This window comes from Pseudomonas sp. R3-52-08, assembly GCF_003851745.1.
Lineage (GTDB): Bacteria > Pseudomonadota > Gammaproteobacteria > Pseudomonadales > Pseudomonadaceae > Aquipseudomonas.
This window is the reverse complement of record NZ_CP027730.1, coordinates 1977830-1994271: the sequence shown is the minus strand read 5'-3', so window position 1 is coordinate 1994271 and position 16442 is coordinate 1977830. Positions and strand designations below refer to the sequence as shown.

General features: G+C 59.8%; 14 protein-coding genes and 4 tRNA genes. 5 read left to right on the top strand and 13 right to left on the bottom strand.

Translation table 11 applies throughout. The features are described 5' to 3' along the window. Positions 1–23 precede the first annotated feature (23 nt). Entirely contained in the window at positions 24–1157 is a 1134-nt protein-coding gene (locus C4J91_RS09260; protein ID WP_124362034.1) for a catalase family protein, read from the top strand. Between the two features lie 13 nt (positions 1158–1170). Further along, entirely contained in the window at positions 1171–2037 is an 867-nt protein-coding gene (locus tag C4J91_RS09255) for a GNAT family N-acetyltransferase (RefSeq protein ID WP_177412823.1), read from the top strand. 59 nt (positions 2038–2096) lie between these two features. On the opposite strand, the gene C4J91_RS09250 is transcribed toward C4J91_RS09255, so the two are convergent. From C4J91_RS09250 to C4J91_RS09205, 10 genes are all read right to left on the bottom strand, one after another. After that, entirely contained in the window at positions 2097–3413 is a 1317-nt protein-coding gene (locus tag C4J91_RS09250; RefSeq protein ID WP_124362033.1) for an MFS transporter, read from the bottom strand. A 66-nt stretch (positions 3414–3479) separates the two neighbouring features. Next, a complete protein-coding gene (locus C4J91_RS09245; RefSeq protein ID WP_124362032.1) occupies positions 3480–4004 on the bottom strand; it encodes a gamma carbonic anhydrase family protein in 525 nt (174 codons plus the stop codon). Positions 4005–4016: 12 nt separating this feature from the next. Continuing rightward, on the bottom strand, positions 4017–5207 hold the full coding sequence (locus C4J91_RS09240; protein ID WP_124362031.1) for a CaiB/BaiF CoA-transferase family protein: 1191 nt from the start codon (positions 5205–5207) through the stop codon (positions 4017–4019). 25 nt (positions 5208–5232) lie between these two features. Then, positions 5233–6162, bottom strand: a complete 930-nt coding sequence (locus tag C4J91_RS09235) for a hydroxymethylglutaryl-CoA lyase (RefSeq protein ID WP_124362030.1) — start codon at positions 6160–6162, stop codon at positions 5233–5235. A 106-nt stretch (positions 6163–6268) separates the two neighbouring features. Beyond that, the gene (locus C4J91_RS09230) at positions 6269–7180 is read right to left on the bottom strand and encodes a LysR family transcriptional regulator (protein WP_124362029.1); all 912 of its coding nucleotides are present in this window, start codon (positions 7178–7180) and stop codon (positions 6269–6271) included. 121 nt (positions 7181–7301) lie between these two features. Continuing rightward, on the bottom strand, positions 7302–8633 hold the full coding sequence (locus C4J91_RS09225; protein ID WP_124362028.1) for an IS4 family transposase: 1332 nt from the start codon (positions 8631–8633) through the stop codon (positions 7302–7304). Positions 8634–8774: 141 nt separating this feature from the next. Further along, positions 8775–8851: transfer RNA gene (locus C4J91_RS09220), tRNA-Asp, on the bottom strand. Positions 8852–8870: 19 nt separating this feature from the next. After that, a tRNA-Val gene (locus C4J91_RS09215) sits at positions 8871–8946 on the bottom strand. 177 nt (positions 8947–9123) lie between these two features. Then, positions 9124–9200: transfer RNA gene (locus tag C4J91_RS09210), tRNA-Asp, on the bottom strand. A 19-nt stretch (positions 9201–9219) separates the two neighbouring features. Beyond that, a tRNA-Val gene (locus C4J91_RS09205) sits at positions 9220–9295 on the bottom strand. A 159-nt stretch (positions 9296–9454) separates the two neighbouring features. On the opposite strand from C4J91_RS09205, the gene rdgC reads away from it, so the two are divergent. The 3 genes from rdgC to sugE all read left to right on the top strand — a co-directional run bounded on the left by rdgC (position 9455) and on the right by sugE (position 11908). Next, positions 9455–10375, top strand: coding sequence for a recombination-associated protein RdgC (gene rdgC / locus C4J91_RS09200; protein ID WP_124357762.1), 921 nt, complete (start codon positions 9455–9457; stop codon positions 10373–10375). A gap of 147 nt (positions 10376–10522) precedes the next feature. Continuing rightward, on the top strand, positions 10523–11488 hold the full coding sequence (locus tag C4J91_RS09195) for a bile acid:sodium symporter family protein (protein WP_124362027.1): 966 nt from the start codon (positions 10523–10525) through the stop codon (positions 11486–11488). Between the two features lie 105 nt (positions 11489–11593). Further along, a complete protein-coding gene (gene sugE / locus C4J91_RS09190) occupies positions 11594–11908 on the top strand; it encodes a quaternary ammonium compound efflux SMR transporter SugE (protein ID WP_124362026.1) in 315 nt (104 codons plus the stop codon). 108 nt (positions 11909–12016) lie between these two features. On the opposite strand, the gene C4J91_RS09185 is transcribed toward sugE, so the two are convergent. The 3 genes from C4J91_RS09185 to C4J91_RS09175 form a co-directional block, all read right to left on the bottom strand. Continuing rightward, positions 12017–13891: an MFS transporter gene (locus tag C4J91_RS09185; protein ID WP_124362025.1), complete on the bottom strand. Its 1875-nt coding sequence runs from the start codon at positions 13889–13891 to the stop codon at positions 12017–12019. Positions 13892–13948: 57 nt separating this feature from the next. Further along, positions 13949–15097, bottom strand: coding sequence for a TDT family transporter (locus tag C4J91_RS09180; RefSeq protein WP_124362024.1), 1149 nt, complete (start codon positions 15095–15097; stop codon positions 13949–13951). A gap of 84 nt (positions 15098–15181) precedes the next feature. Beyond that, complete coding sequence (locus C4J91_RS09175) at positions 15182–16366, bottom strand: MFS transporter (RefSeq protein WP_124362023.1); 1185 nt, start codon at positions 16364–16366, stop codon at positions 15182–15184. Positions 16367–16442 lie beyond the last annotated feature (76 nt).

Genomic DNA, 16442 nt, shown 5'->3' with positions numbered 1-16442 from the left:
GATCACCCCACAAGGAACCCTCCATGCTCGCGCGTATCTGGCTGCGTCTCGGCGCCTTCGTTGGCAAAACACTGCTGTGGCTGGTGGGCCTGGGCTTGCTGGTATGGCTGGCCTCGAGCCTGTGGTTCGCCTGGCAGCATAGCGGCCCGGTGTCGCCGGACGAACAGATCCCTCCAGGTGAAGCCGCCATGACCCAGGGCATCATCCAGACCGCCGTACGCATTGTCGACCAGCACCGCGAAGGCACGCGCTACCTGCGCGATGCCCACGCCAAGGCGCATGGCTGTGTGAAAGCCGAAGTCAGCGTGCTGGCCGACCTCGACCCGGCCTTGCGCCAGGGTGTGTTCGCCGAGCCGGGCAAAACCTGGCAGGCGACGATGCGCTTGTCCAACGGCAATGCCTACCCGCAATTCGACAGCATCCGCGATGCCCGCGGCATGGCCATCAAACTGCTGGATGTACCGGGCAAACAGCTGATGGCCGATCAGCAAGCGCGCACGGAACAGGACTTCGTGATGTTCAGCCACCCGAACTTCTTTGTCAGCGATGTGGCCGAATATGCGCAGAACATCGGAGCCCAGGCGGATGGCAAGAAAGTGCTGGCGTTCTTCCCCAAGGCCGACCCACGCACCTGGCAGATACGCCACCTGTTCATCGCCCTGGCAACCCTCGCCCCCGCCCCGGCCAGCCCGACGCAGACCACCTACTTTTCGGTTTCGCCTTACAAGTTCGGTGCGGCCAACGCCAAGTTCCGCGTCGCCCCCGACCCGCAAAGCTGCCCGGAATATACGTTGCCCAAACAGAACCTGGACCTGCCGAACTTCCTGCGCAGCGCCCTGAACCAGCAGCTCTCCACCGACCGCGTACCGGCGTGCTTCGTGTTGCAGATCCAGCGACAGAACCCGCAGATATTCATGCCCATCGAAGACACCAGCATCGAATGGAAGGAAAGCGACGCACCTTTTGAAACCGTGGCCAAGGTGCGGGTTCCGGCGCAGGACTTCGACACGCCGGCGCTGAATCTCGCCTGTGACAACCAGTCATTCAACCCCTGGTTCGGCGTGGAAGAACACCGCCCCATCGGCGGCATCAACCGCCTGCGCAAGGCGGTGTACGAGGCCGTCAGCGATTACCGCCACAGCCGTAATGCACCGTAGGCTCGGTGCCTGCATGCCAGCAGAGGAAACCGATGTGAATTGCGCTTACCTGTATCGCCCGGCAACCGCCGCCGACATGCCCGCCGCCCATGCACTCTCCGTACACCTCAAATGGCCGCATCGCGAGCAAGACTGGGCGATGGTGCAGCGCACATCCGAGGGCTTCGTCGCCGAACAGGACGGTGTCTTGGCAGGCGTCGCATTCGCCTGCCATCAGGGGGCCTATTCGTCCATCGGCCTGGTGATCGTCAGTCATCAGCACCAGCGCAAAGGCATCGGACGTCGCTTGATGAATCTGTGCTTGGACAGCGTGGGCCAGCGCACGCCGATCCTCAATGCCACCGAGTCAGGCGCGCCGCTGTACGCCAGCATGGGATTCGTTGAATTTGCACGGATTCAGCAACATCAGGGCGTGCCGCAGACGCCGGAGCCCCTACCCGAGACGCGCCACGCGCACTGTCGCGTACTGAACCGGGCCGACTACCCCAAGGTAATCGAACTGGCCAATGCCGCCAGTGGCCTGGACCGCACCGGTGTACTCAACGACCTGCTGCCGACAGCCGAGCACGTGGTGGGCCTCGAGGTAGAGGGGCACCTGCAAGGGTGCGCCCTGCTGCGCCAATTTGGTCGCGGCCACCTCATTGGCCCCGTCGTCGCGCAACACCCGGAGCAGGCCCGACACTTGATCACTCACCTTCTTCGGTTGATCCCGGGTGCGTTCGTACGTTTGGATATTCCCATCGCATGCGGGTTGGCCGACTGGCTGGAAAACCTGGGGCTGCCCTGCGTGGATAACGCGCCACGGATGGTGCGCGGTTTGCCGCCCAGATCAAGCGCCGGGGTCACCGAGTTTGCGCTGGTGACCCAGGCGATCGGCTGAAGCACAAAGCCTGCCGGGCGGATTCAGCGGATTATCCCTTGCCGGGTTGAATAACGGGGTCAGGCCCCGGGATTCTTGACGTAGCGCAGGACCACGAAACCCGCGACCAGAATCAGCGGTGCGATGGAGAGCATGCCCATGTAGGTAGAGCCGGTCAGATCATTGATTTTCCCCACCATCACCGGGGCAACCATACCGCTCAGTTGACCGATGGAGTTGATCGCCGCAGTCCCCGTGGCGATCGCCAGTCCCGAAAAGGTCGATTGCGGGATGGTCCAGAAAATCGGGATCGCAATAAAGGTACCGGCAGTAGCGAGTACGAGCGCTGCCATCATGGCCCAGGATGAATCCGAGAACAGGCAAGCCAACAGATAGCCGGCGGCTGCCGCCGCCAAGCACAGAACAAGGTAAGTCTTGCGCTCACCCGTACGATCGGAACGCCGGGTCAGCCATATCATGCCGATACAGGCCACGATGTAAGGCAGCGCCGAAAGCATCCCTATCCAGAATAGGCTCTGTACACCGGACGATTTGATCAGGTGCGGCATCCAGAAGTTGAGGCCATAAGAAGCTGTCTTGATCACAAAGTAGATGAACGCCATGATCGCGACTTCCCGGGTCAGCAACACACGCCACAAGGACCCCAATACCGGCTTATCGTTGACTTTGTCATGCGCCAGGTTCGCCGCCAGCAGATCCTTCTCGCTACGGCTTAACCATTTGGCCGATTCGATGTCCCGGTCCAGCTTCCACAGCACTAGCAGGCCGAGTACCACACAGGGCAGTCCGGACATCAGGAACAGCCAGTGCCAGCCAGCCAGACCGAACACGCCATCCATCGTGCCCAACAGGATTCCCGCCGCTGGCCCCCCGACCGCGCCTGCCAGGGGTACAGCGAGGAACCAGAGGCCATTCATCTTCGCCAGGTGCTTCTTGGGAAACCAGCACGCCAGGTAGAACAGGATCGCCGGGCCAAAACCGGCTTCCATGACGCCGATCAGAAAACGCAGGAAGTACAGGGTGTATTGCGTGTAGGCGAACATTAACGCCGCCGTTGCCAGCCCCCAGGAGATCATGATCCGGCAGATCCAGGCAGGCGCGCCATAGCGCTTGAGCCCCAGGCTGCTGGGGACTTCAAATAGTACGTAGCCGAAAAAGAACATGCTCGCGGCCAGGCCGTACGCCGCGTCGGACAAACCCAATTCTTGCTGCATCTGGGTCTTGGCGAAGCTGATGTTGATCCGGTCAAAATAGGAAAAGAGAAAGCAGATAATGGCCAGCGGCATGATTCGCCAGGCCACACGCCGATAGAGCAGCAGCTCATTGATCGTTTCTGCGTTGCGCGCAAGCGCGATTTCGCCAGTCATGGCAACCATGATGTTTCTCCATTGTTGTAATTATTGGAGAGAGGCAAGGCTCTTGAGGAACCCTGCTCAATGGGTTCAGCCGATCAGAATAAGTTTGGCCTTGTAAGCCTGACCTTTGACGACATAGTCAGCGGCGTTTCGATGCATGTCGGCAATTGCTTCAGGTGTCAGTTCGCGCACGACTTTGGCAGGTGCGCCGAGAATAAGTGAGTTGTCCGGGAACACCTTGCCTTCGGTCACAACCGCCCCGGCGCCGACCAGGCAATTGCTGCCGATGACCGCGCCATTGAGCACAACAGCCTGAATCCCGATCAGCGCTCCGTCGCCGACGGTGCAACCGTGCAACATGGCCTGGTGGCCGATAGTGACGCCCTCGCCCACCGTCAGCGCAAATCCCGGATCGGCATGCAGCACCGCCCCCTCCTGCACATTGCTGTGCTGACCAATGCGAATCGGCTCGTTGTCACCCCGCAGAACAGCCTGCGGCCAGACACTGACGCCCTGCGCCAGCGTGACATCGCCGATGACGGTAGCGTCTTGCGCGATGAAAGTTTCGGCGTGAATGACAGGAATAAGGGTGTCGTATTGATAAATAGCCATGGCAGTTCTTCCTCAAGGCTGAGCGTCGGTTTTCAGGACACCGGCGGCACACAGCTCGGCAATGTGTTCGTCGCTGTAGCCCAGTTCACGCATGACGTTGTGGGTGTGCTCGCCGATGCGTGGGATAGATCGACGGGGTTGCAGTCGCTCGCCATCCAGGGACAACGGCAGCAGTGGCATGGCGGTGAACGATCCGTCTTCAAGTTCAAGATTTGCCAGGCCACCGCTGTGCAGCAGATGAGGATCTTCGAACAGTTCCTCGGGCCGTCGAATCGGAGCAAACGGAATACTGTTGGCCTCAAGTTCCAGGGCCAGCGCTTGAGCGTCCATGCTGGCAAAGACTTCAGCCAAGTGAGCCAGCAGACGTGGCCGCTGCAGCACGCGATCATTGTTAGTAGCAAGGGTCTGGTCGTCCAGCAACGCGGTCTGGCCGAGCAATTGACACAGGGCGGTCCACTGACCTTCACCCGTGGCGGCGACGAACATCTGCTCCCCATTGGCAAACTCGAATACATCGTAAATGGCCCATGCACTGATACGGTTTGGCATCGGTGCAGCCGCCTGGCCGGTCACGACGTATTGCTGCATATGCTGAGCAGCGAGCAATACGCAGTTTTCGTAAAGCGCGCTTTGCACCTCACGACCGACGCCGGTGACATGACGATCGTTGAGCGCAGCAAGCACACCGATAGCACCGAACATGCCGCCCATGATGTCGTTCACCGAACTGCCGGCACGCAGAGGCCTGCCTACCGGGCCGGTCATATAGGCCAGGCCTGCCATCATTTGCACAACTTCATCCAGGGCCAGGCGATTGTCGTAGGGGCCGTTGAGAAAGCCTTTGTGCGAGGCGTAGATAATGCGCGGGTTACGCGCTCGAATCGCCGCGTAACCGAAGCCCAGCTCGCTCATGCGGCCGGGCTTGAAATTCTCGATGAATACGTCAGCGGTATCGATCAGCTCCAGTACCGCCTCTCGTCCCTGTTGAGTATTGACGTCGATGGCGATGCACTGTTTGTTGCGGTTGAACGTGCGAAAAAAACCGGCACCGGCGCCCAGCAAACGGCGTGTACCGTCGCCACGGATCGGTTCAATCTTGATCACCTCGGCACCGAGGTCACCCAGGATCATTCCGCAGGTCGGGCCCATCACCATGTGAGAAATTTCAACGACACGAATGCCGTCCAATGGAAGCCTGGACATTAGGGTTCTCCTTGATCGGGCAGGTTCAGACGCGACCGGCGACTGATGGGTAATTGAGTGGCAGGCCAGCTCGGGCAATGCAGCCGTAGAGCGTCTCGTGCGGCAGTGCTTCGCTGAGCACATGGCGGGAAGCGATCAGGGCTGCCAGGTCGATGCCCGTCTCGTAGCCCATGCTCTGCAGCATGAACACCAAGTCTTCTGTGACCGTATTGCCGGATGCACCCGGTGCGAACGGACAACCGCCCAATCCGGCCAGTGACGAGTCGAGCTCGGTGATACCTTGCTGAACGGCAACCAGGCTATTGGCAAGCGCCAGGCCTCGGGTGTCGTGGAAGTGCGCGGCCCTGAGCTTGTCACCCGCGATGGCGCGAACCGCCTGCAAGGTGGTCGCCACCTGGCCGGGATTGGCGTAGCCCGTGGTGTCTCCCAGGGACACCAGATCGCAGCCGGCTTGCAACACATGCCCGGTCAACGCGCAGAGATCGCTCAATGGCACATCACCTTGGCGGGTACAGCCGAACGCCACAGACATGCCGGCGATCACTTGAACGTTGTGCAAGCCGGATTCAGTACGCAGCTGGCACATTCGCGCCAGCTCTTCGACCATTTCCAACGGAGTACGGCGCACATTGGCCAGGCTATGGGCTGCGCTGACGGACACGGGCGCAATGATACGGTGCGCACCGGATTCCAGCGCATCGCGACAGCCGCGCAGGTTAGGCGCCAGGACCGTGACAACCAGATCCGGAAAACTCAAGGCATGGGCGACGACTTCTTTGGCATCGGCCATCTGCGGCAACAGTTTGGCGGGAACAAAGGACGCGACCTCCATGTACCGCACACCTGCGGCATAGGCGGCATCAATCCATTGTCGTTTGGCGGATGTCGGCATAGTGGCTTGAAGGCTTTGCAAACCATCACGCATGCCGACTTCGTTGATTGTTATTGTTGTCATGAAAAAGCTCTCACAGGCTGAAGCGCACCTTCAGATTAGAGAGCCAGGGAGTCAGCAAAAAGACGTCATTTACGCGGTGATCCATCGCCAACGGCGACGGATACAGTCAGGTGCGGGGCGCAGGCGGTGTCGCGCGCAAAAGCAGATGATCCAGCAATCGCCGGGCCGACAGCGACAGTGCATCCCGGTCACGGACGCAGATGACGAACTCACCCAATGCCCAATCGTCGGTCAGCGGGATAATCCGCAAGTCAAACAACCGCGCATACCGCTCCACTGCTTCCAGGGGGAATACGGCAAGTCCCAAGCCGAATTGCACCAGCCGAAAAGCTGCGTCAAATGACGACACATAGGAGCGAAACCGCAACTCATGGCCCTCCTTCGTCGCTTCACTGCGCATGAAGTTATTCAACGTGGCGAAAGCCGACAGCCCCAAGTGATCAAAGGCCAGGGTCTCTGCGAACGCAATATGGGTACGACCGGCCAGGGCATGGTTCGCCCCTACTACGACCGCCAGGTGATCCCGGCGATAGGACAAAAATTCCAGATCGCCCACGGCCATTGATCGTCGACAAATACCTAAATCGGCATTGCCTTCGGCTACCCCGCGCACCACGTCGGGACTGAAACGCTCTTCGATGTCTGCCTGGATTCTTGGATGCTCGATCATGAAGTCCGATAATTCCTCGGGCAGGAACTCCATGATTGATGAGATGTTTGCCAATACCCGGACATGTCCTCGGGCGCCTTCAGCGTATTCGCTAAGCTCGCTATCGAGCCGCTCCATGGCCCGCGTCAGGGACCGAGCGTGCCGAAGTAGCGCCAACCCCGCCGGCGTCGGTTCGACCCCGCGCTTGCTGCGGTTGAGCAGCGGCGTACCAAACCGCGCCTCAATATCGGAAATACGTTTACTGACCGCCGACGGCGCAATGAATGCCCGCTCGCTGGCGCGTGCAATCGTGCCCTCTTCACAGACCAGAATGAACAAGTGCAAAGATAAGTGATCCAGGTGCTGCATGACGCCCCTCCCGTTGTTCTAACGACACAGCTTAACTGTCTTATTAAAAACCGTGGTTGGGGATGCAATTGCAGCGAAATTGTGCAGACGAAAAAAAGCCCGCTCAATGAGCTAATGCTGTTCACTTAAGCGGAGCAGCATTGCGATCCACTGGAAATCGGGTTTTTGAGATCTTCACCGTCCTCGGCCTTGCAGGTCTGGGGCGGTGATCCAGAAACAAGCTGCCGATACCCTTCCTTAGTTCGGCCAAGCGTCTGCCTGTGGCTGATACCGGATTGGCTGCCGCCATCACGATCAACTGCACGGCGATATACTGGCAAACGGGCTTAAAGCGTATGTCCGACGGAGCTCGACCAAACGCTACCGCTGCTTGACCGGCCTCCCGGCGAATCACGTTGTAAGCGAGTAAAAGCCCCCAGACCTCCTGATAGACCAAGTCGATTTTTTTACTGCGCAAGGTCACGGTATTCTGCTGCATAGAGCTTTTGATATCCCTAAAGCCCAATTCGATTTCCCAGCGTTCCTGATAAAGTTTGGCAACGACCTTGGTGCTGTAGGTGTTGGCTGGTAACGACGTCATGACAGTTTTTAATCTGCCTTGGATTTCATAGCTGACTTCGCGGGCTTCCCAGTGGGTGCCAAGAGCCGGATTTCTCTTTCTGGCTTGCGGTGAGACCTTCATGCGCACCAAGCGGTCGTGCTCGCCGTAACGGATCACTTCTTCACAGACCATGCCTTTTTTGGCGGGAATCAACCAATGACGGTGGGTTCCGGTGTTACTCAGGCTCAACAGCATTTCTGCGCCCCAAAATCCTTTATCGAATAGCGTCACGGAGTGGTCGGGGACTTGCTGCAAAAACTCGTCGGCCAAGCGCATTTCACTGCGCCGGTAAGGCCCTAATTGTGCATCCAGGATTAAGTGCGAACGCACGTTCATCAGCGCTACCAAGCGCATCATGGGGAAGGGAGTCTGACGATCACTGGGCGTATTTCCTGACCCGAAATGATCTCGAAGCTCGGGTGTGTCCGGCGTGCGCAAGAGCGCACCGTCCACCGCGAAGACCTGCAAACCGTGCCAGTCGTCCTCGTCGTAGCGCTCCAAGCCCCATTGAGTGCCGGTTTTACGGAGTAACCACTCAACGGGATCGGCCCCTAGTCGCTTGCGGGCTTCAGTGACGCCGCTTCGGGCCAACAAGTGGTCGGAGGCGAGGCCTTGAGCGCAAATGTTCAACCGTCTAGCGACCTCATGGACAGGCTCATCACGAAACAACGCCATGCCAAGCACCAACCAAAGCACCTGATCGGCGGGCAAGCGACGCCGACGAATAGTGGCCTGACTGGATAGATCCAGCGCAGACGCAACCCATTCAATGGGGATGTTCTGGGTGAAAGTGCTTAGGTCGCAGAAGTTGAAAAGGTCGCCGAGGTCGAGCAGGTCCTGTTGAACAGACATAAAAAAATCCGATGCCAGAGGTCTGGCATCGGATTTTCTAGGAAGCCCCGCTTTAGCTCAAATGCTTAAGTGAACAGCATTACGCTCAATGAGCGGGCTTCTTGTGGCGACCTGGCGTTCAGTGTTCCAGGTTGCCGAATATGGCGCAGCGGACGGGACTCGAACCCGCGACCCCCGGCGTGACAGGCCGGTATTCTAACCGACTGAACTACCGCTGCGCGTAACACATGAAGCGAATGGTGGGTGATGACGGGATCGAACCGCCGACCCTCTGCTTGTAAGGCAGATGCTCTCCCAGCTGAGCTAATCACCCTTCGTTTCGGTGTGGGCGCATCATACATCAAAAAATCGTAATGTCTTGATTTAAATGCAATTTATTTAAAAAAAGTTTACCGCACGACTTTTTGCCATATTTCGCACAATAAAAAGCCCGCTCAATGAGCGGGCTTCTTGTGGCGACCTGGCGTTCAGCGTTCCAGGTTACCGAATATGGCGCAGCGGACGGGACTCGAACCCGCGACCCCCGGCGTGACAGGCCGGTATTCTAACCGACTGAACTACCGCTGCGCGTAACACTTGAAGCGAATGGTGGGTGATGACGGGATCGAACCGCCGACCCTCTGCTTGTAAGGCAGATGCTCTCCCAGCTGAGCTAATCACCCTTCGTTTCGGTGTGGCGCGCATTCTACGGAGCGACCCAAGGTCTGGCAAGCACTTTCTTAAATCTTTTTTTTCAGCCCTTCCAATGGCTTACGCAGGGTTGGCCTGGGGCGTGATCAAGAGAATAATGCCCCCCTTTGTATAGAGGAGAGACTCACCCCATGTGGTTCAAGAACCTGCTTATCTATCGCCTGACCCAAGATCTGCCCGTTGATGCCGAGGCGTTGGAAGCGGCCATGGCCACCAAACTGGCGCGCCCGTGCGCAAGCCAGGAGTTGACGACTTACGGTTTCGTCGCGCCTTTCGGTAAAGGTGAAGACGCGCCCCTGGTGCACGTCAGCGGCGACTTCCTGCTGATCGCCGCACGCAAGGAAGAACGCATCCTGCCGGGCAGCGTGGTGCGCGATGCGGTTAAAGAGAAGGTCGAGGAGATCGAGGCCGAGCAAATGCGCAAGGTCTATAAAAAGGAACGCGACCAGATCAAGGATGAAATCATCCAGGCGTTCCTGCCGCGCGCCTTTATTCGTCGCTCGTCGACCTTCGCCGCCATCGCGCCGAAACAGGGCCTGATCCTGGTGAACTCGGCCAGCCCGAAACGCGCCGAAGACCTGCTCTCCACCTTGCGCGAAGTGATCGGCACCCTGCCCGTTCGCCCACTGACCGTGAAAACCGCACCGACGGCGATCATGACCGACTGGGTCACCACCCAGAAGCCTGCCGACGACTTCTTCGTGCTCGACGAATGCGAACTGCGCGACACCCATGAAGACGGCGGCATCGTGCGCTGCAAGCGTCAGGACCTGACCGGCGAAGAAATCCAGCTGCACCTGACCACTGGCAAAGTCGTGACCCAATTGTCCCTGGCCTGGCAGGACAAGCTGTCCTTCATGCTCGACGACAAAATGACCGTCAAGCGCCTGAAGTTCGAAGACCTGCTGCAGGACCAGGCCGAACAGGACGGCGGCGACGAAGCCCTGGGGCAACTGGATGCCAGCTTTACCCTGATGATGCTGACCTTCGGCGAGTTCCTGCCAGCGCTGATCGAAGCACTGGGCGGTGAAGAGACGCCACAAGGCATCTAAGCCGGGTGAAGAGCGAAATGTGGGAGGGGGCTTGCTCCCGATGGCAGAGTGTCAGCCAAGGTATCTTTGACTGAACCACCGCCATCGGGAGCAAGCCCCCTCCCACATTCGACCGCATTTACAAATTTCTATAACAAGGACTACCCCATGCGCGCACTCGCCGCCCTGAGCCGCTTCGTCGGCAATACCTTCGCCTACTGGGTGCTGATTTTCGCGGTGCTCGCCTTCCTGGAACCCGCGTGGTTCATCGGCCTGAAAAGCGCCATTGTGCCGTTGCTGGGCCTGGTGATGTTCGGCATGGGCCTGACCTTGAAACTTGAAGACTTCGCTGAGGTGGCCCGCCATCCCTGGCGCGTCGCCCTCGGCGTGGTCGCGCACTTTGTGATCATGCCGGGCGTGGCGTGGCTGTTGTGCCAGGTCTTTCACCTGCCGCCGGAAATTGCCGTCGGGGTGATTCTGGTCGGCTGCTGCCCAAGCGGCACTTCATCCAACGTGATGACATGGCTGGCCCGTGGCGATCTGGCGCTGTCGGTGGCCATCGCCGCCGTCACCACCCTCCTCGCCCCGCTGCTCACGCCGGCGTTGATCTGGTTGCTGGCCTCGGCCTGGCTGCCAGTGTCGTTCATGGAGTTGTTCTGGTCGATCCTGCAAGTGGTGCTGCTGCCTATCGTGCTCGGGGTGGTCGCGCAGCGGCTGCTGGGGAGTCGGGTACGGCATGCGGTCGACGTGTTGCCGTTGGTCTCGGTGGTCAGCATCGTGATCATCGTCGCAGCGGTGGTTGCCGCCAGCCAGGCGAAAATTGCCGAGTCGGGCCTGTTGATCATGGCGGTGGTGATGCTGCACAACAGCTTCGGCTACCTGCTCGGTTACTTCACCGGGCGGCTGTTCAAATTGCCCTTGGCCCAACGCAAGTCACTGGCGCTGGAAGTGGGTATGCAGAACTCCGGGCTCGGCGCCGCGCTGGCGAGCGCGCACTTCTCGCCGCTGGCGGCGGTGCCCAGTGCGCTGTTCAGCGTCTGGCACAATATTTCCGGGGCGTTGCTCTCGACCTATTTTCGCCGCATGAGCGAGAAGGAAGACCGCCGCGCGCTGGAGAACACCCCGCAAACTTGATCGTGGGGTGCATGTTCGGCACTCTAAGCGCTTCGCCGGGACGACCCCGCGACGCCAACGAGCGTTGAATCCGGGGACGACCCCGCCTGAAGAAGCGAGGTCATCATGTCCTGGATCATTCTGTTTTTTGCCGGGTTGTTCGAAGTCGGCTGGGCTGTCGGCCTGAAGTACACCGACGGTTTCAGCAAGCCCCTGCCCACCGCACTGACCATTGCCGCCATGGCCATCAGCCTTGGCCTGCTGGGGATGGCGGTTAAGGAGCTGCCGCTGGGCACCGCCTACGCCGTATGGACCGGGGTGGGTGCCGTGGGTACGGTGATCGCCGGGATTATCCTGTTTGGGGAATCCATGGCGCTGTTTCGGTTGGCCAGCGTGGCGTTGATTATCTGCGGGCTTATTGGCCTCAAGATCTCCACCTAGGCCACTACCGCCATCGGGGGCAAGCCCCCTCCCACATTTGAATGCGTTCACAAATCAAAAAGTGGGAGGGGGCTTGCCCCCGATGAGGCCAGTACATCCAGCACAGAACTACCTGACACTCCCACGCAGAACACCGACCACAGCCTGCAACTGCGCAGGTGTCGCCTCCTCTACACGAACAGGCTCACCTGCCACCAAGACCACCCGCGACCAGATCCGATGGAACAACCCCTTATCCGGATCGCGACTGAAAAAACTCCCCCACAGCCCCTGCAACGCCATCGGAATCACCGGCACCGGCGTCTCTTCCAGAATCCGCGTCACGCCGCCGCGAAACTCATTCATCTCGCCATCGCCGGTCAACTTGCCTTCCGGGAAGATGCACACCAGCTCACCGTCCTTCAAGTATTTGGCGATCCGCGTAAAGGCCTTTTCGTAGATCTGGATGTCTTCGTGGCGCCCGGCAATCGGAATCGCCCCGGCGGTGCGGAAGATGAAGTTGAGCACTGGCAAGCGGTAGATCTTGTAGTACATGACAAACCGAATCGGCCGACGCACTGCGCCGCCAATCAGCAACGCATCGACAAACGACACATGGTTGCAAACGAGCAAGGCCGCACCTTCATCCGGAATCTGCTCCAGGTTGCGGTGCTCGACGCGGTACATGGAATGGCTGAGCAGCCAGATTATGAAGCGCATGGTGAACTCGGGCACGATCCTGAAGATGTAGGTATTGACCGCGATGTTGAGCAGCGACACCACCAGGAACAATTCGGGGATCGACAGCTTGGCCACGCTCAGCAGCAGGATCGACACAATTGCCGACACCACCATGAACAGCGCATTGAGGATGTTGTTGGCCGCGATCACGCGCGCACGCTGGTTCTCGGCGGTGCGCGACTGGATCAGCGCGTACAGCGGCACGATGTAAAAGCCCCCGAACACGCCCAGGCCGAGGATATCGAACAACACCCACCAGGCTTGCCCGTAGCCGAGCACCGCAAGCCAGTCGTTGGGCTGGACATTCTGCGCGAAGCCGCCGGAATGCCACCACAGCAGCAGGCCGAACACCGTCAGGCCGAACGAGCCGAACGGTACCAGGCCGATTTCCACCTTACGCCCGGAAAGCTTTTCACAGAGCATCGAACCAAGGGCGATCCCCACCGAGAACACGGTAAGGATCAGGGTGACCACGGTTTCGTCGCCATACAACCATTCTTTGGCGTAGGCCGGAATCTGCGTCAGGTAGATCGCGCCGACGAACCAGAACCATGAATTGCCGACGATCGAGCGCGACACCGCCGGGGTCTGTCCCAGGCCCATGCGCAGCGTGGCCCAGGACTGGGTGAAGATGTTCCAGTCCAGGCGCAATTGCGGCGTAGAAGCTGCCGCCCGTGGAATGCTGCGGCTGGCGAGGTACCCCAGCAGCGCCACGCCGACAATCGCCACGGCCACCACCGGCGCGTAATGGGTGGACGACATCATGATGCCCGCGCCGATGGTGCCGGCGAGGATTGCCAGGAACGTGCCCATTTCCACCAGGCCGTTGCCGCCGACCAGCTCATCGTCGTGCAGCGCCTGGGGCATGATCGAATATTTCACCGGGCCGAACAGCGCCGAGTGGGTGCCCATGGCGAACAGCGCCAGCAGCATCAATTCCAGGTGATCGAACAGAAAGCCGGTGGCCCCCACCGCCATGATCACGATCTCACCAAGCTTGATCGCGCGGATCAACGCGTCCTTGTTGAATTTCTCGCCAAATTGCCCGGCCAGCGCCGAGAACAGGAAGAACGGCAGGATGAACAGCAAGGCGCACAGGTTGACCCAGATGGAACGGTCACCGTCGAGGGTGAGCTTGTAGAGAATCGCCAGGATCAGCGATTGCTTGAAGATGTTGTCGTTGAACGCGCCCAGGAGCTGGGTGATGAAAAACGGCAGGAAACGCCGCGTGCGCAGCAAGGTGAATTGTGAGGGGTGGCTCATCGTCCGTGTTCCTGCGTGGCCTGTTATTGATCAGGCCACGACTTTACCTAATCTCTCTTACTTATTCGCTAGCCCTGCAATGCAAGGTGAAACAAAAAGCTCGCCTTTATAGGCACCCTGCACCGTGCGCGTGGCCACGATCAGCCACATCAGCGCCAGGGCCACCACCAGCCCACTGCCCAATACGCTGAAGAACTCCAGGTGCAGCAGGCTTGCAAGCTTGAGCGTGGCCAGCGCGTACACCCCCAGCGGGAAGGTAAAGCCCCACCAGCCGAGGTTGAACGGGATACCGGCGCGCAGGTAACGCAGGGTGATCAACACCGCCAGCAACATCCACCACAAGCCGAAACCCCACAGGGTGATGCCCGCCACCAGGCCGAGCCCGTTGGCCATTTCGCCGACCCCCGCCAGGCCATTGGCGGCAAAAATCGCGGGCGCATCGCCGCCGAGCAGCAACATGCCCAGGGCACCGGTGCCGATGGGCCCCAGCGCCAGCCAGCTCGAGGCCGCCATGTTGGCGTGGGGCAGTTTGTGCAAAGCCATGCGCAACATCAGGATGGTCAGGATGCTGAAGGCCACTGGCAGGGAGAACGCCCAGAGTACGTAGCTGGTCACCAGCATCACCAGTTGCCCATGGGCATCCGCCAGGTGCGGCGCCAGCAGGCCGCCGCTGGCGGCGGCGACTTCGGCGGCCACCACCGGCAGCAGCCACACCGCGGTCATCTGGTCGATGCTGTGCTCCTGGCGGGTGAACATCATGAACGGAATCAACACGCCGCAGGCCAACGCCATGGCCACGTCCAGCCACCACAGGGCTTCGGCCAGGGGGATCACAGCGTTGCCCCAGCGTGGCAGGCCAAACAGCAGCAAACCATTGAGCAGGGTCGCCAGGCCCATGGGAATGGTGCCGAAAAACATCGAGACCGTGGAGTGCGCGAAAATCCGCCGCGCCTCGTGGAAAAACATCACCCAGCGTGCGGCATACAGCGCGCTGAACAGGATGAACAAGCCGATGGTAGACATCCACAGCCCCTCGGCGACGGCATGCACGCCGGGCAGGGCCACCGGCAGTTGCGCCAGGGCCAGCGCCAGAACGCCGGTGCCCATGGTCGCGGCAAACCAATTCGGGGTGAACTGACGAACCACTTCCCGAGGGCGGGCCAGGTGACTGAAGGGTTTATAGCTGATGGGGGTCAAGCAGGTCATGATGGCAATCCTCTTCCTCGCATGAGGGTGAGACCATCATAGAAGCGAATCGAATATCTATATAACGTGTAATATCTCTATACATTATCTATTATGCAGATATACAGAGCGCTGCCAGAGCATTCCGGCCAAAGCCCCCAAGGCCAGCAGAATCAGGAGTGCGCCGTACGCATCAGTGGTAGCGATCAAACCAAACTCCCTGCTCAAGTTACCGGCCAGCAGTGCCGGCAAGCAGAACGCCAGGTAACTCAACACGTAGAACGCCGACATCAATCCCGCGCGCTCATGGGGCAATGCCAACCCCACGATACTGCGCACACTGCCCATGAACCCGCCGCCAAAACCCAGGCCGGCCACCACACTGGCGACAAAGAACAACCACAGGCTGGCGCTTTGCACAGCCGTCAGCAACAGTGCCACGCCCGCCGCCAGCAACATCGCAGACAGGCGCATGACCTTATCCGCCGGGTGCTCGCGCAGGCTGTAGATCATCACTGCGCCACTCAAGGTAATCACGGCCACCAGTCCGCCGCCGATCAGGTGCGAAGTCGAACCCGTTGCTGCCCGCACCAGCGACGGCGCCAGGGATGAATAGAACCCACCCAGCGCCCATACCGCCACATTCAACGGCATCGCCAAGCCCAGGGCCCGGCGCGCCTGCTTCGGCACATGCAGGGTCGGCACCAGGGATTTCAAGGCACCCGGTATGCGACTGACGGTTTCCGACAAGCGCCACACATACAGCGCCTGAAGCACCATCAATCCGAGCAGGGTGAAGTAGATCAACTGGGTCGGCCATGGCGCGTATTCCACCAGCAAACCGCTGCCCAAACCGCCACTGGCCATCCCCAGCATCGGCGCGAGGCTATTGAGCATCGGGCCGCGCAGACGGTCGGTGTCGAGCAGCGTCGCACTCAATACTGCCGTCGCCGTCCCCGTGGCAAAGCCTTGCAGACCCCGCGCGGCAATCAGGCAGGCGGTACTGTCGGCGTTGATAAACAACAGCATCGCCACGATATTCAGGAGCAGCGCGACGAAAATCACCGGCTTGCGCCCGATGTAATCCGACAGCGATCCCACCGTCAGCAGCGCCGCCAGCAGACTCACGGCATACACGCCGAAGATCAGCGTCAGCATCGCTGCGGAGAAATGCAGGTTGTCCTGATACACCTGGTACAACGGCGTCGGCGCGCTGGAGGCGGCGAGAAAGGTCAGTACCGTGATCACCAGAAATGTCAGGCTGGACCGTTGAGACAGGTTGCTGGGCATAGGCACGCTCCGCTAAAGCTAATATTTTGCTTTTGTGGAGTGTGCTACCCGTCGACGCTTAAAGCAAATTCTTTGT

What these genes read in the sequence shown, in the direction of transcription:
- C4J91_RS09260 (WP_124362034.1), top strand. Translation starts at nt 24, where the DNA reads ATGCTCGCGCGTATCTGGCTGCGTCTCGGCGCCTTCGTTGGCAAAACA.
- C4J91_RS09255 (WP_177412823.1), top strand. Translation starts at nt 1,171, where the DNA reads ATGCCAGCAGAGGAAACCGATGTGAATTGCGCTTACCTGTATCGCCCG.
- C4J91_RS09250 (WP_124362033.1), bottom strand. Translation starts at nt 3,413, where the DNA reads ATGGTTGCCATGACTGGCGAAATCGCGCTTGCGCGCAACGCAGAAACG.
- C4J91_RS09245 (WP_124362032.1), bottom strand. Translation starts at nt 4,004, where the DNA reads ATGGCTATTTATCAATACGACACCCTTATTCCTGTCATTCACGCCGAA.
- C4J91_RS09240 (WP_124362031.1), bottom strand. Translation starts at nt 5,207, where the DNA reads ATGTCCAGGCTTCCATTGGACGGCATTCGTGTCGTTGAAATTTCTCAC.
- C4J91_RS09235 (WP_124362030.1), bottom strand. Translation starts at nt 6,162, where the DNA reads ATGACAACAATAACAATCAACGAAGTCGGCATGCGTGATGGTTTGCAA.
- C4J91_RS09230 (WP_124362029.1), bottom strand. Translation starts at nt 7,180, where the DNA reads ATGCAGCACCTGGATCACTTATCTTTGCACTTGTTCATTCTGGTCTGT.
- C4J91_RS09225 (WP_124362028.1), bottom strand. Translation starts at nt 8,633, where the DNA reads ATGTCTGTTCAACAGGACCTGCTCGACCTCGGCGACCTTTTCAACTTC.
- rdgC (WP_124357762.1), top strand. Translation starts at nt 9,455, where the DNA reads ATGTGGTTCAAGAACCTGCTTATCTATCGCCTGACCCAAGATCTGCCC.
- C4J91_RS09195 (WP_124362027.1), top strand. Translation starts at nt 10,523, where the DNA reads ATGCGCGCACTCGCCGCCCTGAGCCGCTTCGTCGGCAATACCTTCGCC.
- sugE (WP_124362026.1), top strand. Translation starts at nt 11,594, where the DNA reads ATGTCCTGGATCATTCTGTTTTTTGCCGGGTTGTTCGAAGTCGGCTGG.
- C4J91_RS09185 (WP_124362025.1), bottom strand. Translation starts at nt 13,891, where the DNA reads ATGAGCCACCCCTCACAATTCACCTTGCTGCGCACGCGGCGTTTCCTG.
- C4J91_RS09180 (WP_124362024.1), bottom strand. Translation starts at nt 15,097, where the DNA reads ATGACCTGCTTGACCCCCATCAGCTATAAACCCTTCAGTCACCTGGCC.
- C4J91_RS09175 (WP_124362023.1), bottom strand. Translation starts at nt 16,366, where the DNA reads ATGCCCAGCAACCTGTCTCAACGGTCCAGCCTGACATTTCTGGTGATC.